Below are 9,796 nucleotides of genomic sequence, written 5' to 3' on the forward strand. Positions count from 1 at the left end.
TGCATTCCTGCGACAGGGCGAGGAGAGACCCCATGCGCGACATGTCCCAGGCGAGCCATGCCGAGATGGCCAATGCGATCCGCTTTCTGGCGGCGGATGCTGTGGAGGCGGCGGCTTCTGGCCATCCGGGCATGCCGATGGGTATGGCGGATGTGGCCTCCGTTCTGTTCACACAGCATCTCAAGTTCGACCCCGCATGTCCCGATTGGGCGGACCGGGACCGGTTCGTTCTGTCGGCGGGCCACGGGTCAATGCTGCTTTATTCTCTACTGCACCTGTGCGGGTATCCAGGCTGGGATATTGGAGTACTGAAGAACTTCCGGCAGATCGGTTCGCCTGCTGCCGGGCATCCTGAATACGGCCATGGAGCGGGGATCGAGACGACGACGGGCCCGCTTGGCCAGGGGATTGCCACCGCGGTGGGTATGGCGCTGGCCGAAGAGATGGATCGGGCGCGGTTCGGGGGCGAGATCGTTGACCACTACACCTATGTGATAGCCGGCGACGGTTGCCTGATGGAGGGGATCAGCCAGGAGGCGATTTCGCTGGCCGGGCACCTGCGGCTGAAGCGGCTGATCGTTCTCTTCGACGACAATGGGATCACCATCGACGGTGGCACCGCGATGGCGACTTCGGAGGATCAGCGGAAGCGCTTCGAGGCCGCTGGCTGGTCGACGCATTCTGTGGACGGGCACGATCCCGAGGCGGTCGCCGCTACAATCGAGACGGCCAAAACCTCCTACCGGCCGACGATGATCGCTTGCCGCACTGCGATCGGCCACGGCGCGCCTTCCAAATCCGGTACGGCGAAGTGCCACGGTTCGCCGTTGGGGGCCGAGGAACTGGCGGGAGCCCGCGCAGCGCTTGGCTGGAGCCACGGGCCCTTCGAAGTGCCTGAGAATGTACGCGCGGCCTGGGCCGAGGCCGCCGGGCGCGGCGCGTCCGAGCGGCTGGCATGGGAGGCGCGGCTCGAGGCTGCCGACCGGGCCCCCGAGTTTCGTGCGCATCTGGCGCGCGATCTGCCGGGCGGCTGGCGCAAGGCGCTGCACGCGCACAAGGCCGGTCTTCAGGCCGAGGCTGCCGACGGTTCCCTCAGGATGGCGACGCGAAAGGCTTCGGGCGCCGCTCTCGAGGTTCTGACGGGCGTGGTACCGCACCTGATTGGCGGGTCGGCGGACCTGACCGGATCGGTCAACACGCTGACGAAGGCAACCCGACCGGTGACGCCTGACGATTTCACGGGCCGGTACATCCATTACGGGGTGCGCGAGCACGGGATGGCCGCGATCATGAACGGCATGTCGCTGCACGGGGGATATTTGCCCTATGCGGGCACGTTCCTCGTCTTCGCGAACTACCTGCATCCGGCGCTCCGGCTGTCGTGCCTTATGGGGCTGCCTGTGACCTATGTGCTGACCCATGACTCGATCGGGCTGGGCGAGGACGGGCCGACGCACCAGCCGGTTGAAACGCTTGCGATGCTGCGGGCGACGCCAGGGATCGTCGTATTGCGCCCCGCCGATGCGGTGGAGGCCGCGGAGGCGTGGGAAATCGCCCTCGATCGCCGAGACGGACCGACGGCGATCGTGCTGTCGCGGCAGGATCTGGAGGTGCTGCGCACAGGCGGTCAGGCCGAGAACCTGTCGGCGCAGGGCGGCTATGTGCTTGAGGAGGCCGGGGCGGGCGCGCGCCAGGTCACCCTGATCGCGACCGGTTCGGAAGTGGGGATCGCCCACGACGCGCGCCGGCTTCTGGAGGCCGAAGGGATCGGTACGGCGGTGGTATCTATGCCGAGCCTGGAACTTTTCCGGGCGCTGCCTGTCGAGGCACAGATGGCGGTGCTTGGGCCGAAGGGCGGCGTTCGTATCGGGATCGAAGCGGCGATGCGGTTCGGTTGGGACGGAATCCTGGGCGAGGCGGGTGATTTCGTGGGCATGACCGGTTACGGGGCGTCGGGCCCAGCGGAGGCGCTTTACACGCATTTTGGCATAACGGCGGAGCGCGTGGCGGCGCGTGCGCGAGAGATGCTCGTCACATCTGCAGAGGGTGTGTCGCGATGACCGGCGGGCAGCGTGGCACGGTGATCTTCGACCTCGACGGGACACTCGTCGACAGTGCGCCGGATCTTGCCGACTCTCTGGATGCGGTTCTTGAGGAGCAAGGGTTGAAGCCCCTAGGGCTCGAGCACGGGCGGTCCTTCATCGGGCACGGCATTCCAAACCTCGTGCGGCGTGGGCTTCTGACGCGGGATCCTACGCTGTCGGAGGCGGTAATCGCGCGGGCAACCGATCGGTTCATGCGGATCTATACCCAGAACCTCAGCCGCAAAACGCGGCCCTACCCGGGAGCGCTTGACGCGATACTCGAGCTTCGGCGGGCTGGGTGGCGGCTTGCTGTTTGCACCAACAAGTTGGAAGCAAGCGCGCGGGGGCTTTTGGCCGATCTGAAGCTGATTTCAGCCTTCTCGGTCGTCGCAGGACCAGACACCTTCGGGGCGGCGAAGCCTGATCCGCGGCATCTTCTGGGATGCTTGCCGGCGGAGACGCCAGAGAATTACCCGGCGCTTCTGGTTGGGGACTCCGAAGTTGATCTAGCGGCGGCGCGGGCGGCCGGGATACCTGCGATCCTCGTGAGCTGGGGCTATGGGGATGCGGCTGCTCTCGAAGGCAAGGCCGACGCGACCGTGACCCATTTCAACGAGGTGGTGGCGGCGGTGGAACGGCTATCGCCCGCGCGGACCACGCCGGTGTGACAATTCTTAAAGAGGGAAATTGAACAATGAGCACGGATGCCAAGGAAAAGCTGAGCGCCGCCAAGGGGCGGATCGGGGCCTTCGCAAAGGCTTCGCCTGGGCTGATGGAAGGCTTCGCGAAAGTCTCGAAAGCCGCCACGGCCGGCGGGCGGTTCTCGCCTGCGCAGCGGGAGCTGATCGCGACGGCAGTGGCCGTGGTTCAGGGCTGTGAGGATTGCATCCTTTATCACGTGGATGGCGCGCGGCGTCACGGGGCGGAAGAGGTGGAGCTGGTTGAAGCGCTCGAAGTCGCCGTCGAGATGGGCGGGGGGCCGGCGCTTATGTATGCGGGCAAGGCGCTGGAGGCATTCCGCGCGCTTTAGGGGCGTTGGACGAGCGTACCTCAAGTCGTACTTAATCCATGGCGCCGGTATAGTTTACCACTAAATTGTGGCTCGAGCACCCGGGAATGCGAGCACAAAAGTTTGGGATGTTGCTGTCATTTGTGGACGGCTCCGGTTTTGCAAGGGGTTTTTTGAGCAATCTTGATCGAAGCAGGTTGCGGTCATTTGTCCGGCCTTTGTGCGCGGTACATTTGACCGCTGGCCCTGATGAAGTCCGCGTGCCGGGTCCCAATCAGACTATCGACCTGTGACGCCCTGACAGCACCTCGGGGTGTCCCGGCAGCGGCCCGTTCGATCATCATCACTCTCTTCTGCCCTTTCGGCGCGATCGAAGCACATGATACCTACGTCGCCCGCCTCAGAGCGAAACATGGCCGCAAGCATTTCTTCTGGCAGCTGGTGCAGTGACGCCTTGAGGTCGACACTGTCGCTGCGATGGTATTAGGTCGCCTTCGTCAACAGCGCCGGACTGTCGTCTGCCAGGTCCCTGAGTGTGATCAAGATGCCGCTGCCTTGACCAGCCATTCGCCCAGCTTCGACCAACGTCGCCGTCCCGAAACGTTCTTCACCGCTATGGCCACGGCCTTTCGCTGGCCGACAAGCACGACGAGCCGCTTGCCGCGGGTGATCCCGGTATAGAGCAGATTACGCTGCAACATCGCGTAGTGCTGGGTCAGCACCGGGATAACAACGGCAGGGTACTCAGATCCCTGGCTCTTGTGGATCGTCGCGGCATAGGCCGGCACCAGCGCATCAAGCTCGCCGAAGACGTAGCTGACCGCACGGCCGTCGAAATTGACCACCAGTTCGCCTTCCTCCGCGTCCAGGCGGTCCACGTAGCCGATATCGCCGTTGTAGACCTCCTTGTCGTAGTTGTTCTCGATCTGCATGACCTTGTCGCCGGGCGCGAAGGTCCAGCCGAAGCGTTCGATCCGGTTGTCCCCGGAGGGATTGAGGGCGGCCTGCAGCTCAACGTTGAGCGAGCGCGCGCCGACACCGCCGCGGTTCATCGGACAGAGGACCTGGATGTCTCGGATGGGATCCAGCCCGAAGCGCTTCGGGATCCGTGTCTTCACCAGTTCGAGGATGCGCGCGACGGCCTGCTCGGGATCGGCGGCACCGACGAAATAGAAATCGCTCTCGCCGTCCGGTCGGGTGAGGTCTGGCATCTGGCCCTGGTTAATCCGGTGCGCGCTCGTGATGATCTTGCTGCGGGCCGCCTGGCGGAACACCTCGGTCAACCGCACAACCGGAATTGTCCCCGATCCGATGATGTCGGCCAGGACCTGACCCGGCCCCACGGATGGCAACTGGTCGATATCGCCGACGATCAGCAGGGCGGCCCGATCCGGCGCGGCCTTCAGCAGCGATTGCATGAGCGAGACATCGACCATCGAGCTCTCGTCGACGACCAGCAGGTCGCACTCCAGCGGGTTGTCTTCGTTGCGCTTGAAGCCGAAGGACTTCGGATCGATCTCGAGAAGGCGATGGATGGTCCTGGCATCCATACCAGTGGCCTCCTTCATTCGCTTCGCCGCCCGCCCTGTCGGGGCGCAGAGCAGCAGGTTGACCGCCTTCGCGCTCAGGATCTGCAGGATCGAGTTTACGATAGTGGTCTTGCCGACACCGGGGCCGCCGGTGATCACCATGACTTTCGAGCGAAGGGCGAGGCGGATGGCCTCTGCCTGGCTGTGGGCAAGGGTCAGGCCCGTCTTCCTCTCGATCCAGGGCAGCGCCTTGCCGGCATCTATGTCCGGCCATGGCATTGGCCCGGCGGTCAGACATCTGAGCCGGTCGGCGATGGCGCGCTCTGCGTGATAAAGCCCGCTCAGAAAAACACACGGCGTTCCGGCAACCGTATCGGCTGTGATCGTGCCGTCGGTCATCTCGAGATCGATCGCGGTCTGGATCAACGTGTCCGGGACCTCCAGCAGCTTGATCGCCAGCGGGACAAGTTCTTCCAGCGGCAGCCCGCAATGGCCGTCCCCCATGGCCTCCGTCAGAGCGTAGGATATCCCGGCCCGTACGCGGATCATTGCGGTCTTCTCGATCCCGAGCTTTTCCGCGATCATGTCCGCGGTCCGGAACCCGATGCCGCGGATATCACGCGCCATGCGGTAGGGGTTTTCGCTCATGACCTGGACGGCATCCGTGCCGTAGGTTTTGAAGATGCGCACAGCCCTCGCGGTTCCGACGCCGTGGCTATGCAGGAAGACCATAATCTCGCGGATGACCTTCTGGTCCGACCAGGCCGAGGTGATCCTCTCAGCCCGCTTAGGCCCGATGCCATCGATCTCCCTAAGCCGCTCCGGCGCGGCTTCGATTATGTCGAAGACCTCTTTACCGAACTTTCTGACCATCCGTTTGGCGTAGACCGGCCCGATGCCACGGATCATACCAGAGCCGAGGTACTTCTCGATGCCCTCCAGCGACGTCGGCGCCGACGTCCTCAGAAACCGCGCTTTGAACTGCTGGCCGTGGGTTCGATCGTTGACCCATTCGCCGGAGGCAGTCACCCACTCTCCCGCCGAGATCGACGCCGCATGCCCGACCGTCGTGATCAGATCGCGGTGACCGCGGGCCTTCACCCGCAGAACGCAGAAGCCGCTCTCGAGGCTATGGAAGGTGACGCGCTCGACGAGGCCGGCAAGGACCTCCTGATTGCCGGTCGTGCTCACCGACCAATTTGAGGTCGATCGGCGACGACCTCGGCCTCGCTGGTCTCACCATGGATCGCCTCGCTGATCACGGTCTCGGTGATCTCGGCAAGATAGGTAGTGAGCGCGTTGTTCAGCTGCTGGAACTCGGGCAACAGCACCTCGTCGACGAAGCTCGAGGGTGCCCGCACGACGATGCTCTGGCGCTGCATACGACTATAGCGGTACGGTCTGAGCTCATATCGTCGGCAAAGCGCACAGAAGAGCCGGCGCGACCACGGATCGGGCAGGCTGAACCTGATCTCGACCGCTTTCTCCCGACGTTCCGTCTGCTTCAGTCGGGCACGTATACGGTCCGCTGCCGCTCCTGCGGCCGCCTTCTCTCCAGGCGTCGTGGAGCCCGCGAAAAGCGCCTCGATCTTCCCAAGTTTTTCGAGCAGGTCGGATTCGCTGGCCATCAGTATGCCCCCGTCTTGCTGGCGATCCTATCGGTCTTCTGGGATTGCGACCATCACTGGCGCCGGGGCCCTCAGCTCAATGGAACGTTGGTGCGGCTTGCTTCACGTTTCGCCCTCTCGGCGATGGCATTGCTGAGAAAGTGCTTCGGTAAGTTGAGGATTGCCAGGCTGCGCATGGGCTCGGGAAGGTGACTTCCCGAGCAAAGTTCTGCCCGCATTCGTTAGACAGAAAAGCGTTCAAGATTCTATGTCAGCTCTAAGCAATACCGGACGTTCACCGAAATCATCGCTATGACTGCTTCGCGGACGAAGCTGCCGTCGCTCGCGTTCGCTCCGCCGCATCTAGGCGCTCTAAGACTTTCGAAGTTTCCTGCCTGCTAAGACGCTAAGCCACGAAAGAATCCGTTCTTTGATCGACCTCGTGAGTTCAATCGAAACGCGCTGGGCCTCCTCTGCTTGCAATCGACGCGCAACGCGGATCCGATTTTCGGCTATGAAGGTCTGGTGCCTTAGTAGGTCGTCGTGCTGGGTCATTTTGATGCTTTCCTGTGTCATCTAGCGAACATCATTTGATGAGGCATCGTTGCACAGCGACTCGCAGCTGGCTTTTGGACAGCGTCCGGAAACTCTTGCGGTTTCGTCCGGAAACCTTGCCAAACCTAACTTACGCGCGATGATCGAGCACATGAGCGACCGAAGCGTCATATCCTTCCTGGATTTTCATCTCGACTTAGACCGACGGGAACTGAATCGAGGTGATCGTGCGATTTCACTTGAACCAAAGGTGTTTGACTTGATTGCTTGGCTTGCAGCGCATCCCGGCAAGATCGTGTCACGTGACGAACTGATTGAGCACGTTTGGGGCGGAAGGATCGTGTCAGACTCGGCGATATCCAGCGCCGTTAACGCAGCCCGTTCGGCACTTGGAGACAGCGGGACCGAACAGCGCCTGATCAAGACTGTACCGCGGCGCGGCTTCCGGTTCGATGACAAGGCGATTCTTGACCGAGACGTCAGCCTTACTGTTTCACGAGACAAACCTTCCGTAGCAGTTCTGCCTTTCGACAACATCTCCGGCGATCTCGAGCAGACCTATTTTTCGGATGGCATCACTGATGACATCATTACGGAACTGTCTCGCTACGACGAGCTGCTCGTTATCGCTCGGCATTCAAGTTTCGCTTTCCGAGGGTCATCCCTCTCGGCCGACCACATCGCCCGAGAGCTTGCCGTAGACTATCTCGTCGAAGGCTCGATCCGGCGATCCGGCGAGCGCTTCAGGGTCACAGCGCGCTTGATCGATCCGACCGCCGGGGTCGAGCTGTGGGCAGAACGATACGATCGCGACATCCAAGACATCTTCGAAGTGCAGGACGAGATTACCTCTGTGATTGTGAATACGCTGGTCGGTGCAATCGTGCGGCAGCAACACAGCCGGTCTCTTGCGAAAAGTGAAGACGTATTCAATGCCTACGACCACTACCTCAGGGCAGTAGAACTGAACTACCAGATGGTCCCAAGCAAGACCCGCGCGGCGCGAGATGAGGCGAAGAAAGCGCTTGAATGCGATGAGGGGTTTGCGCGTGCTCACGCACTTCTGGCTTGGACACATATTTCCGAAGCATCCAATGCATGGACGGATGACATTCGGGAGGCGTTGAATAAAGCCAAATCCGCCGGTCTGGCTGGGGTCGCGGCCAACAACAATGAACCCTTTGCCCACGCTGTTTTGGGTTGGGTTTACATGTGGAGCGACAAGGCCTTCGAGCGTGGTCTCGAAGAACAACGACGCGCGATCGAAACAAATCCCGGGAACGCGCAGTTCCGCAGCATGTATGCGTTCTCACTCACCTATGCTGGGAGTTCGAGCGAAGCCTTAGTCGCTTTGGATCAGGCGATGCATCTGAACCCCTTTTATCCGGAACTCTTCCACGTTTTCTACGGGCGTGCCCTGTTCAACCTTCGACGCTACGAAGAGGCGATGCCACGGCTCGAACGCATCCGTACCTCTCAACCTTTTCACGCAAATGCCCTCGCGCACGCGGCTGCCTGTTATGCCGCCTGCGGTCGCCTCGATGAGGCAAGAGACACCGTTGAGGAAGTAAGATCAGCCAGCCCCGGTTATACGCTGGCACACGCCCGGGATTACGTCGCTTACGCGGACCAGAATGAACACGAACACTACCTCTATCATCTGGCTGCAGCGGGGTTACGCTAACGACCTCTTTGGAGGGCGCCTGCGAAGAGATGCACTGTCGGTTCTGGGCTCGAAGCGGCTGCTAACGGCTCCAGGGCCTACGTCCGCTGCGCGGGACAAAACCACCATCTCAACTCGCACTCCAGGAACTATTCTTGAATGCAAGCTCGCAGCACAGTGTGGCGAGCAGGGAAATCTAAGCCTTCTCTGAGGCGCTTGTTGCATCCCTGCGACAAGTCGGCTGATGCAGACCACGCGAGCAACGCTTCCGTTTGCAGGTTGAGCAGTTTGGCTCTGAAATCCCGATATGAAAAAATCTCTTCTTTTGGTCATTGCAGCGTCCCTTGTCGCAGCCTGCCAGACGACTTCAGGAAATGAAGGTGCCAGTGCCAGGTCCACGGCCAGCCCTGACTTTGGGGACTTTGGACCATGGTTCAATGCCGAGCGAAGTATTGGTGGAGATGCCTACAGGCGCGTGACAACGACAACGTCCGATGGCGGGCAGATGCTCATGGAACAGTTCTCCGTCGCATCCGGACAGTGTGTTGGACGCGATTGTCAGAACAATTCTTCCCGACAGGAGCGTCAGGAAAACATCTACGACTATCCAAGGCACGGCAGTCAGCGCCAACCAAAGGAAGCTTGGTACGGCTGGGAAATAATGCTGGCGGAGGGCACCGCCTGGGGCACCGATCAGGCTATTGGTCCGATTATTCTGGGGCAGTTCAAGCAAGGAGGGGTCAACTGTCCACTTTTCATCTTCAAGCACCAAGCTGGGTACACCGATCCCGCGATCGAAATGGCTTTGCCTCGAGGCACCGGCTTGCCCGAAGGAGAAGGTGACTGCGTACAGCCAGTTTCCTCTCAGGCAGGAGACGTTCGGCAACTCATAGGAACTTGGGGAAGAATAGAGCTCTTTGTGCGCTGGGCTCCAGATGAGACGGGGCTTTTAGTCGGCTATTTCAACGGACGAAAGGTCATGGAGCATCGCGGGGCGACCTGTGTTGAGGACTGCGAAAACATCTATTTCAAATACGGCATATACTACGCGAACCAAAGGGAGAGGGCCTCAAAACCTGTCACAGCCTTCTACCGGAATGTCTCTAGATCATTGGACCGCAAGAGCCTAGTTGCGTCTTCTGGCCCTTAGTGCTCGACAAATGTGGGTGACTGCTTTGGGCTGATTGTGTTGAAGAAGTCGGCTTGAAGAGCGCGAGCGGATTTCGGTCGCGTGTGCTTTTGCCTGGCGCTCAGGCCGGGGCGGGCGCTCCGGGGATCAGTTTCGCGAGTTTCCGGAGGTTCTGAGCGGTTGCAGCGAGTAGGAACTCGTCTCTGGCGCCGTTTGGTCC

The 9,796-nt window shown here is 61.2% G+C and carries 7 protein-coding genes; 5 read left to right on the top strand and 2 right to left on the bottom strand.

The annotated features are described in order from the left end of the window. Positions 1 to 32: 32 nt before the first annotated feature. The 3 genes from tkt to RXV90_RS23940 are packed head-to-tail and all read left to right on the top strand — an operon-like array spanning position 33 to position 3,114. On the top strand, positions 33 to 2,060 hold the full coding sequence (gene tkt / locus RXV90_RS23930) for a transketolase (protein WP_316652600.1): 2,028 nt from the start codon (positions 33 to 35) through the stop codon (positions 2,058 to 2,060). Continuing rightward, on the top strand, positions 2,057 to 2,752 hold the full coding sequence (gene gph / locus RXV90_RS23935; protein ID WP_316652602.1) for a phosphoglycolate phosphatase: 696 nt from the start codon (positions 2,057 to 2,059) through the stop codon (positions 2,750 to 2,752). Before tkt ends, gph begins: the two co-directional genes overlap by 4 nt. A 26-nt stretch (positions 2,753 to 2,778) precedes the next feature. After that, a complete protein-coding gene (locus RXV90_RS23940) occupies positions 2,779 to 3,114 on the top strand; it encodes a carboxymuconolactone decarboxylase family protein (protein ID WP_316652604.1) in 336 nt (111 codons plus the stop codon). Positions 3,115 to 3,632: 518 nt separating this feature from the next. Here the strand turns inward: RXV90_RS23940 and recD2 are convergent. Continuing rightward, the gene (gene recD2 / locus RXV90_RS23945) at positions 3,633 to 5,813 is read right to left on the bottom strand and encodes an SF1B family DNA helicase RecD2 (protein ID WP_316652606.1); all 2,181 of its coding nucleotides are present in this window, start codon (positions 5,811 to 5,813) and stop codon (positions 3,633 to 3,635) included. Further along, positions 5,810 to 6,250, bottom strand: a complete 441-nt coding sequence (locus RXV90_RS23950; RefSeq protein ID WP_316652608.1) for a hypothetical protein — start codon at positions 6,248 to 6,250, stop codon at positions 5,810 to 5,812. Before RXV90_RS23950 ends, recD2 begins: the two co-directional genes overlap by 4 nt. A gap of 685 nt (positions 6,251 to 6,935) precedes the next feature. Here RXV90_RS23950 and RXV90_RS23955 point away from each other — a divergent pair. Both RXV90_RS23955 and RXV90_RS23960 read left to right on the top strand, forming a co-directional pair. Beyond that, a complete protein-coding gene (locus RXV90_RS23955; protein ID WP_316652610.1) occupies positions 6,936 to 8,468 on the top strand; it encodes a winged helix-turn-helix domain-containing tetratricopeptide repeat protein in 1,533 nt (510 codons plus the stop codon). A 286-nt stretch (positions 8,469 to 8,754) separates the two neighbouring features. Continuing rightward, a complete protein-coding gene (locus RXV90_RS23960; protein ID WP_316652612.1) occupies positions 8,755 to 9,597 on the top strand; it encodes a heparin lyase I family protein in 843 nt (280 codons plus the stop codon). Positions 9,598 to 9,796 lie beyond the last annotated feature (199 nt).

Source organism: Ovoidimarina sediminis, assembly GCF_032586175.1.
Taxonomy (GTDB): domain Bacteria; phylum Pseudomonadota; class Alphaproteobacteria; order Rhodobacterales; family Rhodobacteraceae; genus Ovoidimarina; species Ovoidimarina sediminis.

What these genes read in the sequence shown, in the direction of transcription:
- RXV90_RS23955 (WP_316652610.1), top strand. Translation starts at nt 6,936, where the DNA reads ATGAGCGACCGAAGCGTCATATCCTTCCTGGATTTTCATCTCGACTTA.
- gph (WP_316652602.1), top strand. Translation starts at nt 2,057, where the DNA reads ATGACCGGCGGGCAGCGTGGCACGGTGATCTTCGACCTCGACGGGACA.
- tkt (WP_316652600.1), top strand. Translation starts at nt 33, where the DNA reads ATGCGCGACATGTCCCAGGCGAGCCATGCCGAGATGGCCAATGCGATC.
- RXV90_RS23950 (WP_316652608.1), bottom strand. Translation starts at nt 6,250, where the DNA reads ATGGCCAGCGAATCCGACCTGCTCGAAAAACTTGGGAAGATCGAGGCG.
- RXV90_RS23940 (WP_316652604.1), top strand. Translation starts at nt 2,779, where the DNA reads ATGAGCACGGATGCCAAGGAAAAGCTGAGCGCCGCCAAGGGGCGGATC.
- RXV90_RS23960 (WP_316652612.1), top strand. Translation starts at nt 8,755, where the DNA reads ATGAAAAAATCTCTTCTTTTGGTCATTGCAGCGTCCCTTGTCGCAGCC.